The 24,486-nt window shown below is 66.3% G+C and carries 25 protein-coding genes and 1 tRNA gene; 12 read left to right on the plus strand and 14 right to left on the minus strand.

All coding sequences use genetic code 11. The annotated features are described in order from the left end of the window. Positions 1 to 44: 44 nt before the first annotated feature. Complete coding sequence (locus BMX36_RS14865) at positions 45 to 1,709, plus strand: ATP-binding protein (protein ID WP_093066683.1); 1,665 nt, start codon at positions 45 to 47, stop codon at positions 1,707 to 1,709. Between the two features lie 78 nt (positions 1,710 to 1,787). On the opposite strand, the gene BMX36_RS14870 is transcribed toward BMX36_RS14865, so the two are convergent. The 3 genes from BMX36_RS14870 to BMX36_RS14880 all read right to left on the minus strand — a co-directional run bounded on the left by BMX36_RS14870 (position 1,788) and on the right by BMX36_RS14880 (position 6,462). Next, on the minus strand, positions 1,788 to 3,065 hold the full coding sequence (locus BMX36_RS14870; RefSeq protein WP_256210831.1) for a dicarboxylate/amino acid:cation symporter: 1,278 nt from the start codon (positions 3,063 to 3,065) through the stop codon (positions 1,788 to 1,790). Positions 3,066 to 3,207: 142 nt separating this feature from the next. Then, positions 3,208 to 3,747: a SixA phosphatase family protein gene (locus BMX36_RS14875; protein ID WP_093066685.1), complete on the minus strand. Its 540-nt coding sequence runs from the start codon at positions 3,745 to 3,747 to the stop codon at positions 3,208 to 3,210. Positions 3,748 to 3,759: 12 nt separating this feature from the next. Next, positions 3,760 to 6,462 carry an ATP-dependent DNA helicase gene (locus BMX36_RS14880; RefSeq protein WP_093066687.1) on the minus strand — a complete coding sequence of 901 codons (2,703 nt, stop codon included), beginning with the start codon at positions 6,460 to 6,462 and terminating at the stop codon, positions 3,760 to 3,762. Positions 6,463 to 6,889: 427 nt separating this feature from the next. On the opposite strand from BMX36_RS14880, the gene BMX36_RS14885 reads away from it, so the two are divergent. The 5 genes from BMX36_RS14885 (at position 6,890) to BMX36_RS14905 (ending at position 10,752) form a co-directional block, all read left to right on the plus strand. Beyond that, positions 6,890 to 7,258 carry a hypothetical protein gene (locus BMX36_RS14885; protein WP_218142180.1) on the plus strand — a complete coding sequence of 123 codons (369 nt, stop codon included), beginning with the start codon at positions 6,890 to 6,892 and terminating at the stop codon, positions 7,256 to 7,258. Positions 7,259 to 7,470: 212 nt separating this feature from the next. Further along, the gene (gene sucC, locus BMX36_RS14890; RefSeq protein ID WP_066775608.1) at positions 7,471 to 8,670 is read left to right on the plus strand and encodes an ADP-forming succinate--CoA ligase subunit beta; all 1,200 of its coding nucleotides are present in this window, start codon (positions 7,471 to 7,473) and stop codon (positions 8,668 to 8,670) included. Positions 8,671 to 8,681: 11 nt separating this feature from the next. Beyond that, positions 8,682 to 8,924 (plus strand): hypothetical protein, encoded by a 243-nt coding sequence (locus tag BMX36_RS14895; protein WP_066775609.1) that lies wholly within the window; start codon positions 8,682 to 8,684, stop codon positions 8,922 to 8,924. A gap of 51 nt (positions 8,925 to 8,975) precedes the next feature. Further along, entirely contained in the window at positions 8,976 to 9,725 is a 750-nt protein-coding gene (locus tag BMX36_RS14900; RefSeq protein ID WP_066775610.1) for an electron transfer flavoprotein subunit beta/FixA family protein, read from the plus strand. Positions 9,726 to 9,822: 97 nt separating this feature from the next. After that, positions 9,823 to 10,752 carry an electron transfer flavoprotein subunit alpha/FixB family protein gene (locus tag BMX36_RS14905; protein ID WP_093066691.1) on the plus strand — a complete coding sequence of 310 codons (930 nt, stop codon included), beginning with the start codon at positions 9,823 to 9,825 and terminating at the stop codon, positions 10,750 to 10,752. Positions 10,753 to 10,969: 217 nt separating this feature from the next. On the opposite strand, the gene BMX36_RS21345 is transcribed toward BMX36_RS14905, so the two are convergent. Beyond that, entirely contained in the window at positions 10,970 to 11,152 is a 183-nt protein-coding gene (locus BMX36_RS21345; RefSeq protein WP_143058579.1) for a hypothetical protein, read from the minus strand. A 272-nt stretch (positions 11,153 to 11,424) separates the two neighbouring features. Between BMX36_RS21345 and BMX36_RS14910 the strand changes: the two genes are divergently transcribed. Next, complete coding sequence (locus tag BMX36_RS14910) at positions 11,425 to 12,018, plus strand: septal ring lytic transglycosylase RlpA family protein (RefSeq protein ID WP_093066995.1); 594 nt, start codon at positions 11,425 to 11,427, stop codon at positions 12,016 to 12,018. A 196-nt stretch (positions 12,019 to 12,214) separates the two neighbouring features. Here BMX36_RS14910 and BMX36_RS14915 read toward each other — a convergent pair. Beyond that, positions 12,215 to 12,289 (minus strand) — tRNA-Val (locus BMX36_RS14915). Between the two features lie 48 nt (positions 12,290 to 12,337). Continuing rightward, positions 12,338 to 12,715 (minus strand): cell cycle two-component system response regulator CpdR, encoded by a 378-nt coding sequence (cpdR, locus tag BMX36_RS14920; RefSeq protein ID WP_093066996.1) that lies wholly within the window; start codon positions 12,713 to 12,715, stop codon positions 12,338 to 12,340. A gap of 122 nt (positions 12,716 to 12,837) precedes the next feature. Between cpdR and BMX36_RS14925 the strand changes: the two genes are divergently transcribed. Continuing rightward, complete coding sequence (locus BMX36_RS14925; protein WP_093066693.1) at positions 12,838 to 13,671, plus strand: N-formylglutamate amidohydrolase; 834 nt, start codon at positions 12,838 to 12,840, stop codon at positions 13,669 to 13,671. A gap of 312 nt (positions 13,672 to 13,983) precedes the next feature. On the opposite strand, the gene BMX36_RS14930 is transcribed toward BMX36_RS14925, so the two are convergent. Both BMX36_RS14930 and BMX36_RS14935 read right to left on the minus strand, forming a co-directional pair. Then, positions 13,984 to 14,757: a SapC family protein gene (locus tag BMX36_RS14930; RefSeq protein WP_066775619.1), complete on the minus strand. Its 774-nt coding sequence runs from the start codon at positions 14,755 to 14,757 to the stop codon at positions 13,984 to 13,986. A 55-nt stretch (positions 14,758 to 14,812) separates the two neighbouring features. After that, entirely contained in the window at positions 14,813 to 16,261 is a 1,449-nt protein-coding gene (locus BMX36_RS14935) for an FAD-binding oxidoreductase (RefSeq protein WP_177179167.1), read from the minus strand. 66 nt (positions 16,262 to 16,327) lie between these two features. Between BMX36_RS14935 and BMX36_RS14940 the strand changes: the two genes are divergently transcribed. From BMX36_RS14940 to BMX36_RS14950, 3 genes are all read left to right on the plus strand, one after another. Beyond that, positions 16,328 to 16,771 carry a hypothetical protein gene (locus BMX36_RS14940; RefSeq protein WP_066775620.1) on the plus strand — a complete coding sequence of 148 codons (444 nt, stop codon included), beginning with the start codon at positions 16,328 to 16,330 and terminating at the stop codon, positions 16,769 to 16,771. Positions 16,772 to 16,879: 108 nt separating this feature from the next. Then, on the plus strand, positions 16,880 to 18,238 hold the full coding sequence (locus BMX36_RS14945) for a DEAD/DEAH box helicase (RefSeq protein WP_093066695.1): 1,359 nt from the start codon (positions 16,880 to 16,882) through the stop codon (positions 18,236 to 18,238). 2 nt (positions 18,239 to 18,240) lie between these two features. Next, positions 18,241 to 18,711, plus strand: a complete 471-nt coding sequence (locus tag BMX36_RS14950; protein ID WP_066776715.1) for an NUDIX domain-containing protein — start codon at positions 18,241 to 18,243, stop codon at positions 18,709 to 18,711. 6 nt (positions 18,712 to 18,717) lie between these two features. Here the strand turns inward: BMX36_RS14950 and BMX36_RS14955 are convergent, their stop codons facing one another. The 3 genes from BMX36_RS14955 to BMX36_RS14965 all read right to left on the minus strand — a co-directional run bounded on the left by BMX36_RS14955 (position 18,718) and on the right by BMX36_RS14965 (position 21,421). Further along, a complete protein-coding gene (locus BMX36_RS14955) occupies positions 18,718 to 19,527 on the minus strand; it encodes an energy transducer TonB (protein WP_256210833.1) in 810 nt (269 codons plus the stop codon). Between the two features lie 348 nt (positions 19,528 to 19,875). Further along, positions 19,876 to 20,490, minus strand: a complete 615-nt coding sequence (locus tag BMX36_RS14960; RefSeq protein WP_093066697.1) for a glutathione S-transferase family protein — start codon at positions 20,488 to 20,490, stop codon at positions 19,876 to 19,878. A gap of 46 nt (positions 20,491 to 20,536) precedes the next feature. Then, positions 20,537 to 21,421, minus strand: coding sequence for a dienelactone hydrolase family protein (locus BMX36_RS14965; RefSeq protein ID WP_256210834.1), 885 nt, complete (start codon positions 21,419 to 21,421; stop codon positions 20,537 to 20,539). A gap of 354 nt (positions 21,422 to 21,775) precedes the next feature. Here BMX36_RS14965 and BMX36_RS14970 point away from each other — a divergent pair, with 354 nt between their 5' ends. Further along, positions 21,776 to 22,159: a PRC-barrel domain-containing protein gene (locus BMX36_RS14970; protein ID WP_066780906.1), complete on the plus strand. Its 384-nt coding sequence runs from the start codon at positions 21,776 to 21,778 to the stop codon at positions 22,157 to 22,159. Between the two features lie 19 nt (positions 22,160 to 22,178). On the opposite strand, the gene BMX36_RS14975 is transcribed toward BMX36_RS14970, so the two are convergent. Genes BMX36_RS14975 through BMX36_RS14985 form a run of 3 tightly spaced genes read right to left on the minus strand, consistent with a single transcriptional unit; the run spans position 22,179 to position 24,360 of the window. After that, complete coding sequence (locus BMX36_RS14975) at positions 22,179 to 22,634, minus strand: GNAT family N-acetyltransferase (protein WP_177179168.1); 456 nt, start codon at positions 22,632 to 22,634, stop codon at positions 22,179 to 22,181. Beyond that, positions 22,634 to 23,761, minus strand: a complete 1,128-nt coding sequence (locus BMX36_RS14980) for a M14 family metallopeptidase (RefSeq protein ID WP_093066701.1) — start codon at positions 23,759 to 23,761, stop codon at positions 22,634 to 22,636. The genes BMX36_RS14975 and BMX36_RS14980 overlap by 1 nt, the downstream gene beginning before the upstream one ends. Beyond that, entirely contained in the window at positions 23,758 to 24,360 is a 603-nt protein-coding gene (locus BMX36_RS14985) for a DUF4136 domain-containing protein (protein ID WP_066780912.1), read from the minus strand. Before BMX36_RS14985 ends, BMX36_RS14980 begins: the two co-directional genes overlap by 4 nt. Positions 24,361 to 24,486: the final 126 nt, after the last annotated feature.

Below are 24,486 nucleotides of genomic sequence, written 5' to 3' on the forward strand. Positions count from 1 at the left end.
GACCTACACCCGCCTCTAATGGTACAAGCCGCGGGAAGCCGACAATGAGTGAAATGCCGACGCAGCAGGCGTTCGAGCAGGCGATCGCCGCTGCCGCAGCAACGCCCAGCCTGGCCGGCCTGGAGCCGATCGGCCTGGTCATGGAGATCGCCGGGTCCTCCAGCCAGGTGATCTTCGATTCCGCGGCCATCGCCGCTTTGTCCAGCCATTCGGACCCTGTCGTCGCCGCGGGCGGCCAGGTCGGCGGGCAGATCAAGGTTCGGGTCGGCCCATCCTGGCTGATCGCGAACGTCCGCTCGCTGCGCATGGAAGACTTGAACACCGGCCGGATCATCGCCTCGATCGACTTCCTCGGGGAAGGAAGCGAAGAAAAGCTGACGGGCAAATTGTACCAGTTCCGGCGCGGCGTGACCCGTTACCCCAGCCCTGGGGCGGAGGTGTATCCGATTTCCACCGCTGACCTGCGCCAGGTCTATGCCGCCGAGGGACGTGCCCATGTGGAGATCGGCAGCGTCTATCCGACGACCGACATTCGCGCCGCGCTGTATGTCGATGCCATGCTGGGCAAGCATTTCGCGCTGCTCGGCTCCACCGGCACCGGCAAGTCGACTTCGGCCGCGCTGATCCTTCACCGGATCTGCGAACTGGCGCCGCAGGGCCATGTGGTGATGATCGACCCGCACGGCGAATATGCCGCCGCGTTCCGTGCTAATGGCGCGATCTACGACGTGTCGAACCTGCAAATGCCGTATTGGCTGATGAATTTCGAGGAACATTGCGAAGTGTTCCTGACCACCGAAGGCGCGGAGCGGCAGGTCGACGCGGACATTCTGGCGAAATGCCTGCTCGCGGCGCGCGCCAAGAGCCGTGTCGGCAGCGAGATTCCGAAGCTGACCGTGGACGCGCCGGTCCCCTATCTGCTCAGCGACCTGACCAACCTGATCCAGCTCGAGATGGGCAAGATGGACAAGGCGTCCAACACCGCCCCCTATCTGCGGCTGAAGGCCAAGATCGACGAGATCCGCGCCGACCCCCGCTACAGTTTCATGTTTTCCGGCATGCTGGTGGCGGACACGATGGGGGACTTCATCCGCCGTGTCTTTCGCCTGCCGGGCGACGGGCGGCCGATCTCGATCATCGACGTGTCGGGCGTTCCGAACGAGATCACGTCGGTGGTGGTCGCGGTGCTCAGCCGGATGGTGTTCGACTTCGCGATCTGGTCCCGCAACGAGCCGCAGCGCCCCATCCTGCTCGTCTGCGAGGAAGCCCACCGTTATATCCCGCGCAACGACGATGGCTCTTCCGTGGGTCGCATCCTGAGCCGGATCGCCAAGGAAGGGCGCAAATACGGCGTGTCGCTAGGCCTCATCACGCAGCGGCCGTCCGATCTGGCGGAGGGCGTGCTGTCGCAATGCGGCACGATCATCGCCATGCGCCTCAACAACGATCGCGACCAGGCGTTCGTGCGCGCCGCCATGCCGGAGGGCGCGCGCGGCTTCCTCGATTCGATCCCGGCGCTGCGCAACCAGGAGTGCATCATCTGCGGCGAGGGCGTGGCGATCCCGATCCGCGTCGCCTTTGACCGGCTGGAGGAGATCAAGCGGCCGGCATCGGCCGATCCGATCTTCTCGCAATTGTGGCGCGACGTGGGGCAGGAGGAGGATATCATCCAGCGCACCATCCAGAAATGGCGGGCGCAGGGCCGGTAAGGTCGCTCGCTTACCGTAATCCGCGTCGCCATCCTGGCCGGGTGTCGAAAGCGATGCTGGAAGAAGGAAGGGTGGCCGCTAGCCCGCCCGATCCTTGCCCGCGACCATCGAGGCGATCGCCAGGTCACCGGTGACGTTGAGCGCGGTGCGGCACATGTCGAGCAGCCGATCCACGCCCAGCACCAGCCCGATGGCGGTCGGCGGCACGCCCACCATGCCAAGGATGATCGCCACCACCGGCAACGAGCCCGCAGGGACGCCGGCCGTGCCGATGCCGCCGAGGATGCAGACCAGCATCACCGTTAGCTGCTGCAGGATGCTGAGTTCCACGCCGAAGAATTGCGCGAGGAAGATCACCGTCACGCCTTCGAAGATGGCGGTGCCGTTCTGGTTCGCGGTGGCGCCGATCGTCAGGACGAAGCGGGCGACCTTGCGCGGCAGCTTCAGCTCGCTTTCGGCGATGCGCAGGCTGGTCGGCAGGGTGGCGTTGGACGAGGCGGTGGAGAAGGCCATCACCATCGCCTCCTGACTGCCACGGAAGAAGGCGAGCGGGCTCATGCCGGCGGCGAGCCAAACGCCGAGCGAATAGACGATCAGCAGCTGGATCAGCAATGCGCCGAGCACCGTCGCCATATAGGCCCCGAGGCGCACCAGAATGTCGGCGCCGAACAGCGCCGCGAGATTGAACATGAAGCAGGCAACCGCGATCGGCGCGAGACGGATGACATAGCCGATCAGCGTCATCGCGACTTCAAGCACGCCCTCGATCGCGCTCTGCAACGTGGCGGTCTTCTCCGAGCCGGTCAGCACGATGCCGACGCCGAAGGCGAGGGCGAAAAACATGACGGCGAGGATGTCGTCGTCCGCCGCAGCGCGGATCACATTGGCGGGAATGATGCCGAGCGCCGAGTCGAGCGCGCCGGGTGCCTCGCGCGATTTCTGCACAATGGAGGCGGCCCCTTGCCCTGCCTGCGCCAGCAGCTCGCGCGCCATCGCCGGATCGACACCTGCGCCCGGGCGCAGCAGATTGACCAGCACCAAGCCGATGGCGACCGACAGGCCGGAAAGGAGAACGGTGAAGATCAGCGTCCGCACGCCGACCCGGCGCAGCGCGGCAATGTCGCCCATCTCCGCGACGCCGGTCACCAGCGCGGCGAACAGCAGGGGGATGACCAACATGAAGAGCAGGCGAAGAAAGATCTGGCCGATCGGCCCGGTGACATAGGTGGTGACGTCCTGCACCCAGCCGGCGTCGCCGGCGGTGAACTTCACCAGCAAGCCGCCGATCAGCCCGATGACGAAGCCGGCCAACATCTGGAGGTGCAGGGGAAATCGTGCCGGTGCCGTATCGTTCATCCCAGTTGAACGCGGCGCAGCGGTATGTGGATGCGCCCCTTCTTCTGCTTCGTCATTCCGGCCTTGATGCGGGGTGACAAACGAGGGGGAAAGCCGAACGCGATTACGGGAGTTATCGCAGGCGGTCGGGTGACGAAGGGATTTACTCTTCGCCCGGACCCAGCGTCGGATCGAGGTCACGCGGGCGGATGAAGCGGGTCAGCGTGCCCGATGCCGGCGCAAGATCCGCCCAATCCGCCACGTCAAAGGTCAGCTCGGCGACCGTGGCGGTGGGATATTTCAGCTCCGCCTCGCGCACGAGCGAAGGATCGCCGCTGCCCATCATCAGCAGCACGAAATCCTCCAGCCCCGGATTGTGCCCGATCATCAGCAGCCGATCGGCATCCGCGGGCGATTCGCGGGCGACATCAAGCAGGGTGGCGGAGGAGGCGAGATACAGGCGCTTGTCCCAAGCCGGCTCGATCGGGGCGCGAAAGCCGGCCGCGACCTCCGCGATGGTCTGCACGACCCGCTCCGCAGGCGACGCGACGATGTGGTCGAAGCTGAGGCCGAGCCGGCGCAGATGCGCGCCTACGACCTGCGCCGCCTTGCGCCCCTTGGCATTCAGCGGGCGATCGAAATCGCGCGCGACCGTATCATCCCAGCCCGATTTGGCGTGGCGCAGCAGCGTCAACGTCTTCAAGCTTGATCTCCGTCAGGGTGCAGGCGCCGCCTCATGCCCCAATGCCGCGTGCGAGGAAAGCCGGGATGCAACCCGGGCGATCGCCTCGTCCAGCGGGACGCGCGCGATCGGCACGCCGGGCGGGAAGGCGTCGAGCAGGCGCGAGGGCGTCGCCGCGGAAAGCAAAACGAACACGCCGCGATCGTCGGCGGAGCGGATGAGGCGGCCGAACGCCTGCGCCATACGGGCGCGCACGATGCGGTCGTCATAGGCGCTGCCCCCGCCGGCGAGCCGGCGCGCGGCATGGAGCACGGTCGGCTTGGGCCAGGGCACGCCCTCCATCACCACCAGCCGCAGCGAATGACCGGGCACGTCCACACCATCCCGAAGGGCGTCGGTGCCGAGCAGGGAGGCGTGCGGATCGTCGCGGAAGATGTCGACCAATGTACCCGTGTCGATCGGATCCACATGCTGCGCCATCAGCGGCAGGCCGGCGCGCGCCAGGCGATCGGCGATGCGCGCATGGACCCCGCGCAGGCGCCGGATGGCGGTGAATAGCCCGAGCGTCCCGCCGCCCGCCGCCTCGATCAGCCGGCCGTAGGCGTTGCTGAGCGCGGGAATGTCGCCGCGCTTCACGTCGGTGACGACCAGCACTTCGGCGCGCGCCGCATAGTCGAACGGGCTTTCCGCCTGGAAGCGCACCGGCGGGCGCAGCAGGTGCGGCGCGCCGACCCGCGCCTCCGCCGTTTCCCATGTGCCGCCCGCCGTCAGCGTCGCCGACGTGACCAGCGCGCCATGCGCGGGCTTAAGGACGATCTCCGCAAAAGGACGGGTCGGATCGAGCCAGTGGCGGTGGAGGCCGATGTCGAACTCGCGCCCCTCGACCCGGTCAACCGCGAGCCAGTCGACGAAATCGGCGCTTGCGGGCCCCCCGACCCGCGCGATCAGCGACAGCCACGCCGCCACCGTCTCTGCGCGCCAGCCAAGCGAGGCGATCGCCCCTTCGACGCGCGCGCGTGCCGGACCATCGAGCCAGTCGGGCGCGTCGGTCAGCACCGCCTCCAGCCTTTTGCCCAATGCGACGAGCGGGCGGTAGAGCGAGTCGAGCGCCTCGGCGGCGGGCGCGGCGGCCTCGATCAGCTCGGGCGAGGGCTCGGCGAGTTCGGTCTCCAGCCCATAGCCGGCATCCTCCGCCCCTTCCGCACGCGCGTAGGTCAGCCCCCGCACGCTGGCGAGCAACGTCTCGATCGGCCCGAACGGCGTGCCTTCCGCGACGCGCTGCAGCCACCCGTCCGAGGCCAGCCCCTGTGCGGCCCGAACCGCATCGGCGATGGCCTGCGCGCCGCCCTCGTCATAGCTCGCGACGTCCGACAGGCGCGCGGCGAGGCCCCGCCGGCGCCCGCGGCTGCCCGCCTCCGGGCCGACGATCCAGCGGCGAAGCTCGATCGTTTCCTGCCCGGTCAGTGCCGTCGCGAACATCGAATCCGCCGCGTCGAACAGGTGATGGCCTTCGTCGAACACATAGCGCGTCGGGCGCGTCGCTAGCTCGCGGCCACGGGCGGCATTGACCATCACCAAGGCGTGATTGGCGATGACGATGTCCGCCTCCGCCGACGCGCGCGCCGCGCGCTCAATGAAGCATTTGCGGTAATGCGGGCAGCCGGCATAGACGCACTCGCCCCGCCGGTCGGTCAGCGCGGTGGAGCCGTTGCGGCGGAACAGGGTGGGGAGCCAGCCGGGCAGATCGCCGCCGACCATGTCGCCATCTGCGGTATAGGCCGCCCAGCGCGCGACCAATTGCGCCAACACCGCCGCGCGGCCGGCGAAGCCGCCCTGCAGCGCATCCTCCAGATTGAGCAGGCACAGATAGTTTTCGCGGCCCTTGCGCGTGACGACCTTTTCCCGCCGCACCGCCTCGTCGGGATAGACGCGCCGCGTCTCATGGCCGAGCTGGCGTTGCAGCGCCTTGGTATAGGTGGAAACCCACACCGGCCCGCCCGCCGCGTGCGACCACAGGCTGGCCGGGGCGAGATAGCCGAGCGTCTTGCCGATCCCGGTGCCCGCCTCCGCCAAAACCAAATTGGGCATCTCGCGCCCGGTGCGCGGGGCAAAGGCGTCCGCGGCGGCGGCGGCGTAGGCGCGCTGCCCCGGCCTGGCCTCCGCTGCGTCACCCACGAGATGGGCGAGCTGCGCCTGAGTCTCGGCCGGATCGAGCGTGATCGTGCGCGGGGCGGGGCGGGGGGCGGCCTCGTCCCATTCGGGCAGCTTGGAGAACAGCCAGCGTTCGTTCTGCGCCGGCTTCTTGAGGCGATCGACCAGCAACGGCGCCCAAGACCAGCGCAGCCGGAACAGCGATTGCGCCGCCGTCCACGCGCCCTCCCGCTCGGGCCAGTCCGCGTCTGGAGTCGCCAGCAGGCGTTCGGCGGCGGCGAGCAGGAACGGGGCGACGCCGGCATCGTCGGCCGGCAGATCCAGCCCGGTGACGGTCGCCAGCCCCTTGGGCGTCGGCACCATGAAGCGCGCGGGGCGCAGAAAGGCGTAGAGCTCCAGCAGGTCGAGCCCGGAGAGGTCGGCATAGCCGAGCCGCTGCCCGACCAAAGGCGCGTTCATCACGATCATCGGCGTGTCCGCCGCCGCCCGGATCGCCTCCCCGCGCGACACCGCGCGCACCTCGCCATCTCGCGCGATCCAGATGCCGGTGTGGCTGGCGTGCAGGGCGGGATAGGGGAGCGGCACGGGGGTCGTATTAGAACAAACGGAAAACTCTATCCAGTCTCCCTCTCCCCGCTGGCGGGGAGAGGGTCGGGGAGAGGGGAAGTCAAAAGCGAGGAGAGCGCCGGTCACGATTGCCCGATCACTGCCCCTCTCCCGACCTCGCCTGCGGCTCGGCCACCCTCTCCCCGCAAGCGGGGAGAGGGAGAGGTCGGCGGCCCGCCATTCCTTGCAGGAGAAGGAGAGGGTCGCCGACGGCGACGGCGCGACCTGCTTACTCGCTTCCCTCGCGTGATCCGGCGTATATGGATCCCCGCCCTCGCGGGGATGACGGATGGACCTGAGGGCAGACGTAACCCGCACGTCCGTCACCCTGAACTCGTTTCAGAGTCCACTTCTCCTCACGCGCGGCGGGCGTTCATGGCGTGGTGGATGCTGAAATAAGTTCAGCATGACGGCACGTATTATATGGCAGCTCTCGCCCCACTTTCGGACATCTCGATCTGTCGCCATCATGGCTCGCATGATACCCGGATCGATCAACACCGCACTGACTTGGGCTGTCTTGCTGTTGATCCCGCCAATCACGGGTTATTTGCTTGCGAAAATTAGATCGCCGCTGGTGCGCGAGCTTCTGCTGGCGCTGTTTCTGCCGACCCCCATCATCATTCTGACGACAGCAATGATCCTTCTGCCATCAGCGCCGCCGAGCGACTTCGGCTGGTGGATGACAGGTATGATCATGATTAGCCCTGCCATCGTAATCTGGGCAATGCTCGGCGGGACCGGATACGTCGTCGGCCGAAGGAACGTCCGCTAACCACCCAAAGCGGCCATGCGTTGGAGAAGCTAACTAGGAGGTGAGTCGAGCTGCCCCGCACGTCTTGTCCGCAAAACTGTTAAAGCTATTGCGAACCACTTGCGTCAGTCGATCGGCCGCAATCATGCCCGATCCCCCGATCAAGGCTGGATTCCCCCGGCCCCCTGTGCTTAAGGCTCCCTGTTTTCGGTTATGGTAAGGCGAGCCAAGGCATGAACATTCACGAATATCAGGCCAAGGAACTGCTGGCGAAGTTCGGCGTCCCTGTCCCTGCGGGCTTTGCGGCGCTCAGCGTCGAGGAAGCGGTGGAAGCGTCGAAGAAGCTTCCCGGGCCGCTGTATGTCGTGAAGGCGCAGATCCACGCCGGCGGCCGCGGCAAGGGCAAGTTCAAGGAACTCGCTCCCGAGGCGAAGGGCGGTGTCCGCCTCGCCAAGACCGAGGACGAGGTTCGCCACGCCGCAACCGAGATGCTCGGCAACACGCTGGTGACGATCCAGACGGGCGATGCGGGCAAGCAGGTCAACCGCCTCTACGTCACCGATGGCGTCGACATCGCCAAGGAATATTACCTCGCGCTGCTGGTCGATCGCGCAACGGGCCGCGTCGCCTTCGTCGTGTCGACCGAGGGTGGCATGGACATCGAGACGGTGGCGCACGACACGCCCGAGAAGATCCACACCTTCTCCGTCGATCCGGCGACCGGTTTCCAGCCGCACCACGGCCGCGCCGTTGCGAACGCGCTCGGCCTCACCGGCGATCTGGCCAAGCAGGCGCAGAGCCTCGCGTCGAAGGTGTATGACGCCTTCCTCGGCACGGACGCCGCGCAGATCGAGATCAACCCGCTCGCCGTGACGGACGACAACAAGCTGATGGTGCTTGACGCCAAGGTCGGCTTCGATGGCAACGCCATGTTCCGCCACAAGGACCTCGCCGAGCTGCGCGACGAGACCGAGGAGGATCCGGCCGAGCTGGAAGCCTCCAAGTACGACCTCGCCTATATCAAACTCGACGGCGACATCGGTTGCATGGTCAACGGCGCCGGCCTCGCCATGGCGACGATGGACATCATCAAGCTGAACGGCATGTTCCCGGCCAACTTCCTCGACGTCGGCGGCGGCGCCTCGAAGGAGAAGGTGACCGCGGCGTTCAAGATCATCCTTGCCGATCCGAACGTGAAGGGCATCCTGGTCAACATCTTCGGCGGCATCATGAAGTGCGACATCATCGCCGACGGCATCGTCGCCGCGGCGAAGGAAGTTAATCTGTCGGTGCCGCTTGTGGTTCGCCTCGAGGGCACCAATGTCGAGAAGGGCAAGGAGATCCTCGCGAACTCCGGCCTCGCCATTGTGCCGGCGAACGACCTGGGCGATGCTGCACAGAAGATCGTCGCCGAGGTGAAGAAGGCGGCGTAACAAGGAGCGACATGGCCGAGTCTGTCGAACATCCGGTTCACGAGCACCTGAGGCAATTTCAGGCCACGCTCGATGACATGGAACGGCAGCTCGGCGACGTGTCGGATCGGAGGGCGGCGATCGACGCCGAGGTCGCTGCCGCCAGCCGACACTTCGGCCAGCTTGCCGCCGCTCGCATGGTTCGACAGAAAGCGTTCGACAACCTCAACAGACGGCTGGACCGGATCGAGCAACGGCTCGGATTGTCCAGCTAGGACGGGAAACGCCCCTCCCCAGGGAAGCGGATCCAAGACTTGGAGAGTGGAATGAAGGTGCTGGTGCCGGTCAAGCGCGTGCTTGACTATAACGTGAAGCCCCGCGTGAAGGCGGACGGGACGGGGGTCGATCTGGCCAACGTCAAGATGAGCATGAACCCGTTCGACGAGATCGCGGTCGAGGAAGCCATCCGCCTGAAGGAAAAGGGCGTGGCGACCGAGATCGTCGTGGTGTCGATCGGCGAGCAGAAGGCGCAGGAAACGCTCCGCACCGCGCTCGCGATGGGTGCCGACCGCGCGATCCTGGTGACCGCGGACGACAAGGTCGAGCCGCTGGCGGTGGCCAAGATCCTGAAGGCCGTTGCCGCCGAGGAACAGCCGCAGCTCGTCATCCTGGGCAAGCAGGCGATCGACGACGACAACAACCAGACCGGCCAGATGCTCGCCGGCCTGCTCGGCTGGGGTCAGGGCACGTTCGCGTCCAAGGTCGAAGTGGCTGGCGAGACGGTGAAGGTCACGCGCGAAGTGGACGGCGGTCTCGAGACCGACACGTTCAAGCTGCCGGCGATCATCACCACCGACCTGCGCCTCAACGAGCCGCGCTACGCCTCGCTGCCGAACATCATGAAGGCGAAGTCCAAGCCGCTCGCGACCAAGACGGCCGCCGATTACGGCGTCGACACCGCGCCGCGCGTGAAGACCGTGAAGGTCGTCGAGCCCGGCAAGCGCCAGGCGGGCGTCAAGGTTGCCGACGTTGATGAGCTGGTGATGAAGCTCAAGGCGATGGGCGTCGCGAAGTAAGGATCGAGCGATCCATTCGCGTTGAACGTGTCGAAGCACGGGTGCCGGGCACGCCCTTCGACAAGCTCAGGGCGAACGGACTGAGAGGATTGGGAATATGAAGACTCTGGTTTGGGTCGAACATGACGGATCGACCGTCAAGGATGCCACGCTCGCCGCGGTGACCGCCGCGTCGAAGCTGGGCGAAGTTCACCTGCTCGTCGCCGGCAAGGGCGTCGATCCGGTGGCGCAGGAAGCCGCCAAGATCGCCGGTGTGGGCAAGGTCCATGTCGCCGACGACGACGCCTTTGCGCATGCGCTGGCGGAGAATGTCGCGCCGCTGGTCGTCGAGCTGATGGGCCATCACGACGCGTTCGTCGCGCCGGCTACCACCTCGGCGAAGAACATCGCGCCGCGCGTCGCCGCGCTGCTCGACGTGATGCAGATCTCCGAAGTGCTGTCGGTCGAGAGCGAGGACACGTTCACGCGCCCGATCTACGCCGGCAACGCCATCGCGACCGTGCAGACGTCGGATGCGAAGAAGGTCCTCACCATCCGCACCACCGCCTTCGAGAAGGCGGCTGCCGAGGGTGGCTCGGGCACCGTCGAGGCGGTCGCGTCGACCGGCGACAAGGGTCTGTCGACCTTCGATGGCCAGGAAATCGCCAAGAGCGAGCGTCCGGAGCTGACCAGCGCGAAGATCATCGTGTCGGGCGGCCGTGCGCTGCAGAATGGTGAGAACTTCACCAAGATCATCGAGCCGCTCGCCGACAAGCTGGGCGCCGGCGTTGGCGCGAGCCGCGCCGCGGTGGACGCCGGCTTCGTGCCGAACGACTATCAGGTCGGCCAGACCGGCAAGATCGTCGCCCCGGAAGTCTATATCGCCGTCGGCATTTCCGGTGCGATCCAGCACCTTGCCGGCATGAAGGACTCCAAGACCATCATCGCCATCAACAAGGACGAGGATGCGCCGATCTTCCAGGTCGCGGACATCGGCCTGGTGGGTGACCTGTTCAAGGTGGTGCCGGAGCTGACCGAAAAGCTCTGACCGGCTGAGGCGAATGGTCCGGTGCCGGTGGTGCCGGCACCATGGCCGCCCGCCAGAAAGTGGTTAGCGTAGCTGGTTCTGCCATCTGCGCGAAGAAAAGGGGCGGCGCTGATGGCAGCGTCGCCCCTTTTTCGTGACCGATGACCGGCGACCAGCGCGCCGGCGAATGTGTGGTGGTCATGAGGCTGACGGGCCGGCCACAAGCCACGGTCCCGGATCAATGCTTGCGGCTGGTCCACAAATCCGCGCGGTGCCAGGCAAGGGCCTGGGCAAGCTCATGCTGTTGCGCCAGCCCCAGATGAGCGGCCTGGGCACGCGTGTCACGGGCACGCAGCGCCGCCCGGCGTTCCGCCACTGCTCGCTCACGGTGATACAGATCCGAGCCATATTCTCCTGACATCTTTGCCGCTCCTTAACGTCTCCCGCTTATGCCTCTCTTGAGGAGACTCCGCAGGGCTCTCGGCATGATGATCGACGGGAAGGTGTAAACGTCTTATCGCGTCGATTTCGATGTTGTTGCCGCAATTTGCGCTGTCCTCGATTGCGCGCTGATCCCTCCGCGTTCGTTAAGTACGTGGCGGTTCGCGCTGCTGGCGCGACAGGATCGTGAACGTCGAGGGCGGGACGGACGAAGCGGTTCCGCAATCGGCGTACAGCCGCTACCACGCCGGCATGATCAACTCTGGCACCAGCCGCGCCCGGGCGGCCGCGCTGGCGACTGTCGCGCTCGCGCTCGCCGGCTGCAGCACCACCCGGTACAGACCCGTCAGCGACACGCCCGTCGTGATCGGCAAGCCTTACACGATAAGGGGCACCACCTATCGCCCTGCCGCGGACGCGAACTTCGACGTTCTTGGCTATGCGAGCTGGTATGGCTCGGAAAGCGGCAATCGCGTGGCGCTCGGAGAGCGGTTTCGGCCCGAGTGGATCACCGCGGCGCATACGACGCTGCCCCTGCCGACCTATGTGGAAGTGACCGCATTGGAGACCGGGCGGACGATCCTGGTGCGGATCAACGATCGTGGGCCGTTCGCACGCGGGCGGATCCTAGATCTCTCGCGGGGCGCGGCAGAACAGCTTGGCATCCGGCGGACCGGCGTGGCGGCAGTGCGTGTGCGGCGCGTGGACCCGCCGGAGAAGGAACGCGCGCGCCTGCGCAAGGGCAGGCAGGTGGCCGAGCGGCCGAGGCTCAGCGACGCCGCGCTGGCCTCCCTGCGCGCGCAATTGGCCGCAGGGGTGCGGCAGGGGCTGGTCCAGGCGCCATGAGCGGCTGATCGGGCGCCGTGCGGTCGGGATCGTCTGCCGCCCTTCGGGAACGGGCGAGGGGCGGGGGGTGACCGAGCGGAGAGCCGATCAGATGCTAGCGGTGCGGAGTGGCAAGCCGCCTTCGGCGCTGTTCTTGCGGTGATAATCGGGCCAGAAATCAAAAACCCCGCCGTCCAACGAACGGCGGGGTTTTAGATGGTGGGCGTGGCAAGGATTGAACTTGCGACCCCTGCGATGTCAACACAGTGCTCTACCACTGAGCTACACGCCCTCCGGGAGCGGCGCCATTAGCCGGGCTGTGACATGGGCGCAAGCCCCGTCATTGCAATTCCTGAAATTCTCCAATCTCGAACATCCGATCGACCTCCATCACGAGGTCGCGCAGGTGGAACGGCTTGGAGAGAACCCGGGCCTGGGGCATGGCCTTGCCCGCCTTCAGCGTCACGGCCGCAAAGCCGGTGATGAACATGACGCGAAGCTTCGGACGGATCTCACCGGCCCGCTGCGCCAGCTCGATCCCATCCATTTCGGGCATCACGATATCCGTCAGCAGGAGATCAAACTCTTCTGCTTCAATCAGGGGCAGCGCAGCTGTCCCGCGGTCAACGGCAGTCACCGCATAGCCGGACTTTTCCAATGCGCGCGCGAGATATTCGCGCATCACCTGGTCGTCCTCAGCCAGCAAGATTCGGATCATTCGTGGTGGGTCCTTGCGATCAGCCGCCAGCATATGTGGAATCCTTTAACGTTTTCCAGCCGATGACGGTGATGGCTGTATCGTATTGCGACAGGTAGACTTACTCCATAGGCTGGAGAGCGATGCAATTGTCCTTCGATGTGGTCGGCCAGCTGCCCCCGGCGAGCCCTGTGGTGCTGTCCGTCCCGCATGCCGGAAGGATCTATCCGCCGTCTCTGCAAGACGCCCTGCGCGTCCCCCTGGCGGCGCTGACGGCGCTTGAGGATCGATACGTCGACGCCGTCGCCCTGGCGGCGCGTCGTGACGAGGCGACCATCATCCAGCGCACCGCGCGCGCGTGGATCGACCTCAATCGTGCAGAGCATGATCGTGATCCGCGGCTCGACGATGGCGCGGCGGCGGGGCACCTCAGCGCCAAGGTGCGTAGCGGGCTTGGCCTGGTGCCGCGCCGCACCAGCGCATCGGGCGAGCTTTGGCGACGGCGCCTTGGCGGTGACGAAGTGATCGCGCGCATCGCAACGACTCACCGTCCGTATCATGAGGCAGTGGCGGTGGCCCTGTCCCAGGCACGGGCGCGCTTCGGCGTCGCGGTGCTGCTCGATATCCATTCGATGCCGCCCATCGCCGGGAGCCGCACCCGCATCGTCCTCGGCGACCGTTTCGGCCGATCCGCAGCGGCGCGTTTCGTGCGGCGCATGGAGATGGTGGCTGCGGGCGGGCAGCAGGAATACAGCCTCAATGTGCCCTATGCCGGCGGCTATATTCTAGAGCGGCACGGTGATCCGATCGGCAACGTCCATGCCATTCAGCTGGAGCTTGATCGCTCGCTTTACCTCGATGCGCGACTGGATCGGCCCGGCAGCGGGTTCGACCGAACGGTCGCGCTGGTGCGCGAGATGATCGATGCGCTGGAGGAAGAGGCGCTCGACCTGCCGACAGCGCTGGCCGCTGAATAAAAAAACCACCTCGGGCGAAGCCCGAGGTGGCCAAGGTTCAGGGAGGAGACACACCCAAGGGTGTGTCATACGGCTCCGCGAAAGGGGGGACACGGAAACCGTACCTGCACAACGTAATGTACGGGCAAGTGGTTTCAACCCTCGGAAGAGGAATAGAGAAAATTCATCGGTGAATGGCCGCAGCGGGCGGGGGGCCGGGCATCTGGCCCCGTGAACCGGGCTCGGCGGAAGGTTGGCGCACAAAAGCAAAGGCGCCACCCCGAACCGATCCGGGATGGCGCCTTTTTCGAACTGCAATGCCGTGGAGGCTGATCAGCCGGCCATGTTCGGCTGCGGCATCTTGCCGAGCCGCACCTGACGCGCGAAAACCTCACGCATCAGCGACAGCGAGAAAAGGTGCGCATAGAGCAGCGGGAGCATGCCGCTCTTGGTCATCTTGCGCAGCTGATCGCCGCGGAGATCCTGCAGCTTCTCTTCGTTGATCATCTGGAAGCCGCGATACACGAAGGGCTGGTCATAGCCTTCGTGCTGGATCGACACTTCGCCGTCCATGAGAAGCTCCGTCTCGCGCAGCTCGTTCATGAATTGCGCGGTGCGGGCGCCGGCCTGCTCGAACTGCTCGTTGAAGGCGAGGATGTTCTTGGTCACTTCGCTCGGCTGGCCGTTCTCGAACAGGGCCTGGCCTTCATCGAACTGACCGATCGTGTCCGAGGTCGGATCGAAGCAGAGCGAAAGTTCCTGCGCGTCCGGGCGCAGGCGGGCGAGGAGATAGGGATAGCGACGGATATAAGCCGGGACGTAGAAGGTGTCGTCGACCAGCTTGCCATCGGCGTCAACGAAGACGTTCACGCCCTCGTTCAGGCCCATCAGCGCGATCGGCACCGAATCTTCGCCGGCGGAGAAGACGATCGGCATGTACCGCTGCACCAGCGCGAACTCGTCGATGGTGATCGGGATCGCATGCTGCAACGCCAGGAACGGCGCGGTCTGCGCGGGACGGATCTTGTAATCGGCGTGCAACTCGCTCGAGAGCGGCTCAAGACCGTTGTAAAAGAGCGGAAGCTGCTGCTGCGGCGCGCTGGCCATCAAATCTCTCCAGATACGGACAAGGAGCGGCGCCGGCCGCCCGAACCCGCGCGCCCTATTCGTCCGCGCGGCTTGGTGCAAGCGTGACGAGCTTGCCCGGATTGAAGATGCCGGCGGGATCGAGCGCCTGTTTAATCGCGCGCAATGCGGCCATGCGCGGCGGGGGCGACAATCTTTCGAGCTCGTGCAGCTTCATCTGCCCGATCCCGTGCTCGGCAGAAATGGAGCCGCCGGCCGCGACCACCAGATCGTCAACGAAGCGCGTCACCAGCGGTGCGTCCTCGGCAAGCCAGCGGCTGCGATCCGCTCCGGCTGGGGCGCGAACGTGGAAATGGACGTTGCCGTCGCCCAGATGGCCAAAGCCGCTCGCGCGTGTGCCGGGGAAGCGAGCGTCGCAGGCGGCGGCAGCTTCGATCAGGAAGCGCGGCATGGCTTCGACCGGCACGGAGATGTCGTGCTGCGCAGCGGGTCCGGTGGCGCGTTCCGCGTCCGAGATCGAATCGCGGATGCGCCAGAAAGCGTCGGCTTGGGCCTCACTGGCGGCAATGACGGCGTCCGCGACGATGCCGTCCGCCATGGCAGGGCCGAGCACCCGTTCCACGAACCCTGTCGGATGCGGCGCCTCGGCATCGCTCGTCACCGCTTCGATCAGGACATGCCAGGAATGCTCGCCGGAGAGGGGCGGGCGGGTGCCGGGTATGTGCGTCAACACGGCATGGAGCGATTCGGCCGGGAGAAGCTCGAAGCTTTCCACGGCGTTGCCGGCGGCCTCGAACCGGCGGAGCAATCGCAGCGCCGCATCGGGCGTGGCGAGGCCGATCCAGGCCACCGCTCGTGCGCTGATCGCCGGGGCGAGGCGCAGCGTTGCTGCCGTGACGATCCCCAGCGTGCCTTCCGCCCCGATCAGCAACTGGTTCAGATCATAGCCGCGATTGTCCTTCTTCAGCGCGGCCAACCCATCATAAAGGCTGCCGTCGGCAAGCACCGCCTCCACACCGACGACGAGGCCGCGCATCGTTCCCCAGCGCAAGACCTGCGTTCCACCAGCGTTGGTGGACACCAGCCCGCCGATCGTCGCGGAGCCACGGCTGCCCAGAGTCAGCGGGAAGCGCCGCGAATCGGCCAGCGCCGCTTCGTGGAGATCGGCAAGGATCACGCCCGCCTCGGCAATCGCCAGCCCGGCGGACGCGTCCAGCGATCGTATGCGGTTGAGCCGCCGCAGCGAAAGGATGGCGGCGGCGCCGGACGCGGGCGGTGTTGCGCCGCCCACCATGGACGTGTTGCCGCCCTGCGGCACCAGTGGCACCTGTTCCCGCGCAGCGACGGCAACGATTTCCTGCACTTGGCCCACCGTAACCGGCTCGAACAGGATAGGAGCATGGCCATGCCAGCGCCCGCGCCAGTCCGTTTCCCAAGGCGCGATCGCCTCCCGATCGGTAACGATTGCACGGGTGGGAAGCCGGGGCGCCAGCGCGTCCAGCATGCGGGTCTGCTGCGGAGTCATTGCCACATGATTGCCGCAATTCATCAAGGGTTCAAACTGTTCGGGGCAGCGCGGGGCTGTTCCACGATGCAGATACGCGCCCGCCCCATCCTTCCGCTGTTGCTTGCCGCGCCGCTTGCGATCTCCGCCAGCGAGCCGGAGGTGCGCTATGCGCAGCTCGCCGTTCGCGAGCGGATCGTGATCCGTATTCCGCGGCTGGCACCGACGCCGCGCCGCTACAGCGTGGCCCCGACCGAATGGGAGGAGAAGAAGGCGGCGAAATGCGTGCCGGCGGACGTGCTCGCGAGCGCCGTTATCTCCAGGGATGGGGACGTGGATCTGATCACCACCGACGGGCGCCGGTTGCGGGCAAAACTGGACGATGATTGCCCGTCGCTGAACTTCTACAGCGGCTTCTACGTCAAGCGTGCGAAGGATGGCATGATTTGCGCCCGCCGTGATGCGCTGCGCACGCGATCCGGCGGACGGTGCGAAATATCGCGGTTTCGCACCCTGAGAGAGAAGAAATAGGCGTAAAAAGCAGCTTGGGGCGCCGTTTACCTTGACAACAAAGGCGTAATCGCGTCTCGCCCGGCTCGTAAAAGGGCGGCATCGACGCGCCTTCTTTTCAGGATTGCCATGAGCTTCGCCGACCTCGGCCTTTCAGAAGAGCTTCTCCGCGCCGTTGGCGACACCGGCTATACGGATCCGACGCCGATCCAAGCCTCGGCGATCCCGAGCGTGCTGATGATGCGCGACATCATCGGCATCGCGCAGACCGGGACGGGCAAGACGGCATCGTTCGTGCTGCCGATGATCGACATCCTTGCGCACGGTCGCGCCCGCGCGCTGATGCCGCGGAGCCTGATCCTGGAGCCGACGCGCGAGCTGGCCGCCCAGGTCGCCGAGAACTTCGAAATTTACGGCAAGTATCACAAGCTTTCCATGGCGCTGCTGATCGGCGGCGTGCAGATGGGCGATCAGGTGAAGGCGCTGGAAAAGGGCGTCGACGTGCTGATCGCCACGCCAGGCCGGCTCATGGACCTGTTCCAGCGGGGCAAGATCCTGCTGAACGGTTGCAGCATGCTGGTGATCGACGAGGCCGACCGCATGCTCGACATGGGGTTCATTCCCGACATCGAGGAAATCTGCACCAAGCTGCCCAAGCAACGGCAGACACTGCTTTTTTCGGCGACCATGCCGCCACCGATCAAGAAGCTGGCCGACAAGTTCCTGGAAAATCCCAAGACGATCGAAGTCGCCCGGCCAGCCACCACCAACACCAACATCACCCAGTGGGTGGTACCGGTGAAGGGCCAGGCTTTCGAGAAGCGGCGGACGCTGCGCCATCTGCTGCGCGAAGAGGGCGTCAGCACGGCGATCATCTTCTGCAACCGCAAGACAACGGTGCGGGAGCTGAACAAGAGCTTGAAGAAGCACGGTTTTGCGGCTGGCGAGATCCATGGCGACATGGAGCAGCCGGCGCGCCTCGCCGAGCTGGACCGGTTCAAGAAGGGCGATATCAACATCCTGGTCGCATCCGACGTTGCGGCGCGTGGGCTCGACATCAAGGGTGTGAGCCACGTGTTCAACTTCGATGCGCCCTGGCATCCGGACGATTATGTGCACCGGATCGGCCGCACGGGCCGTGGCGGGGCGACGGGCGTCGCCTTCACCCTCGTCGCGCCGGACGACGCCGAGAATATCGATAACATCGAAAAGCTTACCGGCCAGAAGATCGACCGCCGCGAAGTGACGGTGGCGGAAGAGGCGAAGCCGGAGCGGCCCAAGCGTGCGCGAGCCGACGAGGAGCGCGCGCCGCGGCGCGAGCACGGGCGCGAGCGTGAGCGTGAGCATGGGCGCGAGCGGGATGCCGAGCGCGAGCGCGGCCGCGGACGGGATGAGTATCGTCGGCGGCGCGATCCGGTCGACGACGGCCCGGATGATGGCTGGAACGGGCCGGTTCCGGCCTTCCTGAGCGTTTCCATCGGCGCCTGACCGTGGTGGCGTGGCGCTACCGGATCGCCGGGCGTGCCATGCGGCTTTACTGGAAGGTCGTTCGACCGCGCACGTTCGGCGTGCGCGCGCTGCTGGTCGATGATGCCGGTCGGATCGCGCTGGTACGGCATCAATATGTCGCCGGATGGTACCTGCCGGGCGGCGGCGTCGACAAGGGCGAGAGCGCGGAGACGGCGATCAGGCGTGAGCTGCGGGAGGAAGTGGGCCTCTCTGAGGTAATCGTCCGCCGGGTGCAGGGCGTCTATCACAATCGCGGGGAGGGAAAGGACGATCATGTCGTCGTTTTCCTTTGCGGGGTGACCGATCCGGCATCCATCGTGATTGCCGACCCGCGCGAGATCGCGGAGGTCGGCTGGTTCGCGCCGGACCAACTGCCAGAGGCCGCCACGCCGGCAACGCGGCGGCGGATCGCCGAACATGCGAAAGGGGCGCAGGGCTGGGGAAACTGGTGAGGTTGCTTACCAGCTTCGCACGCGGCGCTTGCGGGGCGTTTCCACCACGTCCACGCTGTCTGCCTCCACCTCCCAGGTGTGATTTTCGACGATCCACGACCTGACCGGCCGTCCGCGTCCATCGCGGGAAGGGCGGAAGCGGAAGCGCTCGCGGATCAGACGGCAGGTCGTGTCATCCACGGCCGCGTTCCCGCTGGAGCGCGTCACCTCACAGATTGGCACCCGGCCGTCGGTCGCCACCATGTAGCGGACGCCCACGGTGCCGGTGAAGCCGGTGACGAACAGCGCCTCTGGCAGATCGGACGTCCGCATCCGGCCACGAAGGAATTCCGGCCCGGTTTCCTCTCCGCCCCTGCCGCCTGCACCGTCGCCATCGCCGCTGCCGCCGCTGCCGAAGCCGTCGCCAACCCCGCCGGCGCCCGTACCGGGGCCGCGTACCGGCGCAGAACCCGATGTGGGGTCATGGGCGATATAGGGCTTTGGCGCGGCGATTACGGGCGGGGGTGGCGGCGGCGTGACCACGATCGGCTCTGGCGCGGCCACCGCAGTCGCACGGCTGCGGATGTTGCGGGCCGAGGCGCGGCCCTCCGCGCGGCTCTTGGCGGCCTGCGGCTCGGGTATGGTGCGCGGCTGCGCGGGTGGGGGCGGCGGCTCTGCGGAGAAGAGCGTCAGTGTTTCCTCCACGGTGCGGGGAAATGACACGGTGAGTCCGGTGATGAGCGCATAGCCGAGCAGCGCCTGGACCACGATCGCTGCCAGCGCCGCGAGCGCACGCTCGCGCGTCCAGCGGGGGCGGATCGTCGCAGCATAGGCCATGTGCGGCTAAACGCACGGGAGCCATGAAGGGGTGCTGGTGGGCGTTGGCGGGGCGATCGCCTTGCCTTGTTTGTCGTGAGCGCTGGGTTCGCCGTGAGCGCTGCCGGACGCGGTCGTGTTCGGGGCACGTCCTTCGACAAGCTCGATACGGCCGGTGTTGGTAGGCTCAGGCTACAGCCAGGCCTCAGCGGAACCCTCGCTGCTCACTGAGTCGCGTCATTCCGGCTTGGGTCGGGATCCACTGTTCCGCGGAACGCAACAGCTTGAAGTTTGCGGCTTAGTGGAAGCCGGCATGACGAAAGGCGTTCCCCAAGGCTCTCGCCTCAGTCGAAGCGGTTCTATGGAGCTTCAGCTACCGTTGCCGGAGATCAACGCGTCGTCGATCTCGCGGGCGCGGATGGCAGCGGGGCGATCCATGATGCGGGCGAGGTAGCGATCGAATTCGTCCGAGGCAGGAAACGCGCCGAATTGCAGACCCCAGGCGATATGGCTGCCAACATAGACGTCCGCGGCGGTGAATCGCTCGCCGGCGATATAGGTGCTTGCGGTTACAGCGCCTTTCAGCGCGTCCACGACCCGGTCGAGGGTGCCGTAGCCGACCATGCCCTGCTGTTCGGCGGTGGGCGCGACGCCGAGTGCGCGATCGGTGGTGGCCGCCTCCAGCGGGCCCGCGGCAAAGAACATCCAGCGATAAAAGGACGCGCGTTCCTCCGCGCGCGGGGCGAGACCCGCCGCGGGGAAAGTTTCGGCAAGATAGGTGATGATCGCGCCGGCCTCGGTTACCACTTGCCCGCGGTGGATGATGGTGGGCACCTTGGCCATTGGATTGGCGGCGAGGAAATCATCAGGCTTGGCCGTCCAGTCGACCAGCCGGGTGTCATAGGGCTCGCCGACTTCCTCCAGCATCCAGCGCGCGATCCGGCCGCGGGACATGGGGTTCGTGTAGAAGATCAAGTCGCTCATCGTGCCTCTCCCGAGATGTTGCGGATGATTCCAGCGAAGTTCAGCCTCACGCGTCGAGGTGACCGTGGAGGAAGGTGGTGGTGCGTTCCCAGGCGAGATCGGCGGCGGGCTTGTTGTAGCGCGCGGCGGAGGTGTCGTTGTTGAAGGCGTGGTCGACGCCGGAATAGGTGAACGCCTCCACCGGCTTTCCGGCTGCCTTCAGCGCGGCCACCCAGGGCTCGCCCGTCTGGGCGACACGCGTGTCGGTGCCGGCATAATGCAGCATCAGCGGCACGCCTATCTTTGCCGCCTCCGACGGCGCGGGCGCGGGGCCATAATAAGATACGCCGGCGTCGATACCGCCGGCCACCGCCATGCGGTTCACAAAGGCGCCGCCCCAGCAGAAGCCGACGACGCCGACCTTCCCCGAGGCGCGTGACATCCCCCGCGCCTCATCCGCAAAGGCACGCGCCTGGGCGAGTGCGAGATCATAGTTGACCGCGTTGATCAGCTCGCGCGCCTTGTCCTCGTCGGTTGGCGTGCCGCCCTGCGGGGCGAGCAGATCGGGCGCGATCGCCAGAAAGCCGGCAAGCGCGATGCGGCGCGCGACATCCTGAATATGCGGGGTGAGGCCGCGGTTTTCATGAATGACGAGGACGGCCCCGAGCCGCGCCGCGGCCGCTTCCTTCCCCTTGGGCGCGGCGTAATAGGCGCGCGACGGCTGGCCCGCCGCCGTGCCGCTGCGCATCCCGGCATCCAGGCGCTTGTCCGCCGGATCGACGATCGCCGCAGCGGCGGGGGAGGCGGCGATCCCCGCGATCAGCGCTTCCGCCGCCACCACCGAGCCGGCCAGCGCCGTCATCTGGCGAAGCAAGGTCCGCCGATCGCGATGGTCATGGGTGAAGGCGTCATAGAGCTGAACGGCGCGGTCGCGCAGCGAGGGGTCAGTCACCTGTCTCTCCCGAGTCGCCCCAAGGGCATCGGGCGGGAGGCTAGTGCGTGCATTCCCGCGCGGCTAGCGTTCGACCCAGCCGGCCGATCCGCTTCCGAAAGAGGGGGCGAGGTCCAGCTGGAGCGACACCGCTGGCTTAGCGGCTCTCACCCTCGCCTTGCCAACTGTTCGCCAACCTTTGCCGGAGAGGTGTTTCAAAGGACGTGAATCAGACTTCAGCCGCTGCGGAAGGCAGTAGGGATCAGTCGCGACAGTGGCGCCAGCGGCGGAAATGAGGCATAAGGAATCACGGCGAAAATCCGCCAAAGGCGGACCGTCGGCAGACAGGTTGTGGGGGGCACATGGAGGCTTGCCATGACACAGATGAACACTGCGACAATGAGAAACCAGACGGCCGCCGACGAGGCGCACCGGCTGATTTCATCCAACCGGATCGAGGGAACGCCGGTCTATGATCGACGGGCCGAGAAGATCGGCTCCATCCACTCGCTGATGATCGACAAGCACAGCGGGCAGGTGGAACATGCGGTGCTTACCTTCGGCGGGTTCCTCGGCTTCGGCTCGCGCGCCTATCCCTTGCCCTGGTCGATGCTGACCTATGCGCCGGATCTGCGCGGCTTTTACCTGGAACTGACGCGGGAGGACATCGAGGCCGCACCGTATATGACCCTGGACGAGGCGGACCGGCCGCAATTGTCCAAGGAACCGGTGTACCGGCACTGGGACGAGTATCTTTGATGCCGCGTGATGCGCCGCGCTACAGGGCGAGCGTCATGAAGCGGTTGTGCGGGCTTTCGGGATAGCCGCCGAACACGGGGCCATCGACGAAGCCCGCCGCTTCGTACATCCGGTTGGCCGGCTCGAACATCGGCGCGGTGCCGGTTTCCAGGCTGACCCGGCGATAGCCACGCGTGCGGGCAAGCGAGACGAGCTGCGCCAGGATCTGACGCGCAACCCCGCGGCGCAGGTGGCCGGGCGCCGTCCGCATGGACTTTACCTCACCATGATCAGGCGACAGCTCGCGCAGCGCGCCGATGCCGAGTAGCTCCTCCCCCTCCCATGCGCACCAGAAGCTGATGTCGGCCCGGCGCAGACCCTCCGTGCCCATCGCATGGGCATTGTCCTGCGGCGTGGTCGCGCGCGCCTCTGCCTGGTGATGCGCGACGAGGGCGATCACCCGTGGATCATCAAGACCGCCCTCGCGCAATTCCATCACAGGTCCCCGATCATCTCGCTGAGCACTTCCAGGCAGGCGACGCCGAGCTTCGCAGACCGCTCCGGCGACCAGGCAAAGGCCGCATCGGGATTCGCATCATGGTCCTTGAACGGCATTTCCAACGTCACGCTGACCGCGCCGAACCGCTCGGCCAGCTGGTTGGTGGACATGGACAGGTTCGCCCGGCCGGGCTGCGACTTTTCATAGCCAAGTTCCGTCTGGAAATCGGGCGTGTGCGCGGCGAGCCGGCGGCCGAATTCGACGAAGAGGCTGCCACGCTTCTCCGTCCAGGATGGGACGCCTTCGAAGCCGGCAATGAAGTTCGCGGCGATCGCCTCGTCGCCATGAACGTCCATGGCGAAGGCGACACCGGTTTCATCCATCGCATTGCGGACGTGGAGCACCTCCGGGCTGCGATCGGGCGTTGGACTGTGCCATTCGCGGTTGAGGTTCACGCCGGCGGCATTGGTGCGCAAATGGCCCCGGCGCGTGCCATCCGGATTCATGTTGGGCACCACATGGACGGTTGCGGCCTGGAGCAACGAAGCGGCGGCCGTGCTGGTAAGCCAGTCGAGCGCGCCTTCCATCCACCATTCGGCCATGGATTCGCCCGGATGCTGGCGCGCGTAGAGCCAGACCGACTTGGGACCGGTGCCGATGTCGAAACAGTCGATCGCCTGGCCGTCGAGCGTGGTGCCGAGCTCGCGATGGCGCACACCGGGCCGCGCGGCAATCCGCGCGACCAGATCGGCATGCTGCTCCATGGTGTACGGCGCGAAATAGGCGAACCAGACGATTTGCGCGTCACCAACGGCGGCGGCGTCACCCTGCCAGTCGAATTCCAGCACGCCATCGGCGTAGCGCGTCTCCACGGTGCGCCATGCCTTGCGATCGGTCGACGCACGGGTGCGATAGCCGGGCCAGCCGAACGGATAGGCCGAGCCGCCGGCGTTCAGGATGCGGAACGTCAGCCGGCGCCCCGCGACGCCGGCCACCCGGAAATAGAACCATTGGTAGAAATCGGATTGGTAATCCTTGACGATCTCCAGATCGACACGGTCTCCCTCGATCGCGATCAGGCGGATGTTGCCGCTGTCAAAGGCGGCGTTGATGCTGAGATTCATGGCACCTCGATAGTGCGACCGCTTTCCCCGGGAAAGCCGTTGAACAGTGCGCGGGCGAGTCGGGCGGCGACCGCGCCGGTATCTGCATCGGGGGCGCTGAGATCGGTCAACGACTGGGCCTGTCCTTCCCACACAGCATCGGCGCCCTTGCGGATGCGGACGGACAATTCGGTGACGACGCCGGCGCCGGCGCCCGATCCGCCGACCGGGAAGCTGACCCCGCCGCCAAGCCCGACACCGCCGCCGCCACCGCCGCCGCTGAACCCGCCGCCGCCAACGCCGATCGACACGGGCGAGCGGCGCTGCGGCAGCGGCCGGGTGGCGCGGCTGAAGGAAACGGTTGCGAGGAAATCGGGCGCGGCGCCGGGCGCCGGGTTGGTGTAGCCAAGCCGCAGCAATTCCGTCTGAACCGCGGCGGCATAAGTCTTGTATTCAAGGCTTGCGGTGCCGGTGCCGGTCAGCGGTTCCACCGCGATCGTGCCGCGATCCGTCATGGCGTTGAAGTGATAGCGCGTGGTCTGCACCGGGAAGCGCGATGGCCCGGTGGCGCAGCCCGCAAGCGCCGCCGCCAAGCCGACGACGATCAAAAAGCGGCCCATGACTTATCTCCCAGCGTTCGTTACGGTGATTCAACGCTTGTCTCTGTTGGCGGCTCCGTCTTGACTTGCAAGAGCCCTGCCACTAGGCGCGCACCCTTTCCGATCACGCATAAAAGTAGAAGCGAA

It is taken from the genome of Sphingomonas sp. OV641 (genome assembly GCF_900109205.1).
Taxonomy (GTDB): Bacteria; Pseudomonadota; Alphaproteobacteria; order Sphingomonadales; family Sphingomonadaceae; genus Sphingomonas.

Excerpts from the sequence above, each read along its gene's own strand:
- BMX36_RS14895 (WP_066775609.1), top strand. The coding sequence starts at position 8,682 with ATGGCCGAGTCTGTCGAACATCCGGTTCACGAGCACCTGAGGCAATTT.
- BMX36_RS14935 (WP_177179167.1), bottom strand. The coding sequence starts at position 16,261 with ATGACTCCGCAGCAGACCCGCATGCTGGACGCGCTGGCGCCCCGGCTT.
- BMX36_RS14900 (WP_066775610.1), top strand. The coding sequence starts at position 8,976 with ATGAAGGTGCTGGTGCCGGTCAAGCGCGTGCTTGACTATAACGTGAAG.
- BMX36_RS14955 (WP_256210833.1), bottom strand. The coding sequence starts at position 19,527 with ATGGCCTATGCTGCGACGATCCGCCCCCGCTGGACGCGCGAGCGTGCG.
- BMX36_RS14970 (WP_066780906.1), top strand. The coding sequence starts at position 21,776 with ATGACACAGATGAACACTGCGACAATGAGAAACCAGACGGCCGCCGAC.
- BMX36_RS14980 (WP_093066701.1), bottom strand. The coding sequence starts at position 23,761 with ATGAATCTCAGCATCAACGCCGCCTTTGACAGCGGCAACATCCGCCTG.
- BMX36_RS14870 (WP_256210831.1), bottom strand. The coding sequence starts at position 3,065 with ATGAACGATACGGCACCGGCACGATTTCCCCTGCACCTCCAGATGTTG.
- BMX36_RS21345 (WP_143058579.1), bottom strand. The coding sequence starts at position 11,152 with ATGTCAGGAGAATATGGCTCGGATCTGTATCACCGTGAGCGAGCAGTG.
- BMX36_RS14985 (WP_066780912.1), bottom strand. The coding sequence starts at position 24,360 with ATGGGCCGCTTTTTGATCGTCGTCGGCTTGGCGGCGGCGCTTGCGGGC.
- BMX36_RS14885 (WP_218142180.1), top strand. The coding sequence starts at position 6,890 with ATGACGGCACGTATTATATGGCAGCTCTCGCCCCACTTTCGGACATCT.
- BMX36_RS14925 (WP_093066693.1), top strand. The coding sequence starts at position 12,838 with ATGCAATTGTCCTTCGATGTGGTCGGCCAGCTGCCCCCGGCGAGCCCT.
- sucC (WP_066775608.1), top strand. The coding sequence starts at position 7,471 with ATGAACATTCACGAATATCAGGCCAAGGAACTGCTGGCGAAGTTCGGC.
- BMX36_RS14945 (WP_093066695.1), top strand. The coding sequence starts at position 16,880 with ATGAGCTTCGCCGACCTCGGCCTTTCAGAAGAGCTTCTCCGCGCCGTT.
- BMX36_RS14910 (WP_093066995.1), top strand. The coding sequence starts at position 11,425 with ATGATCAACTCTGGCACCAGCCGCGCCCGGGCGGCCGCGCTGGCGACT.
- BMX36_RS14975 (WP_177179168.1), bottom strand. The coding sequence starts at position 22,634 with ATGGAATTGCGCGAGGGCGGTCTTGATGATCCACGGGTGATCGCCCTC.
- BMX36_RS14930 (WP_066775619.1), bottom strand. The coding sequence starts at position 14,757 with ATGGCCAGCGCGCCGCAGCAGCAGCTTCCGCTCTTTTACAACGGTCTT.
- BMX36_RS14865 (WP_093066683.1), top strand. The coding sequence starts at position 45 with ATGAGTGAAATGCCGACGCAGCAGGCGTTCGAGCAGGCGATCGCCGCT.
- cpdR (WP_093066996.1), bottom strand. The coding sequence starts at position 12,715 with ATGATCCGAATCTTGCTGGCTGAGGACGACCAGGTGATGCGCGAATAT.
- BMX36_RS14960 (WP_093066697.1), bottom strand. The coding sequence starts at position 20,490 with ATGAGCGACTTGATCTTCTACACGAACCCCATGTCCCGCGGCCGGATC.
- BMX36_RS14905 (WP_093066691.1), top strand. The coding sequence starts at position 9,823 with ATGAAGACTCTGGTTTGGGTCGAACATGACGGATCGACCGTCAAGGAT.
- BMX36_RS14940 (WP_066775620.1), top strand. The coding sequence starts at position 16,328 with ATGCAGATACGCGCCCGCCCCATCCTTCCGCTGTTGCTTGCCGCGCCG.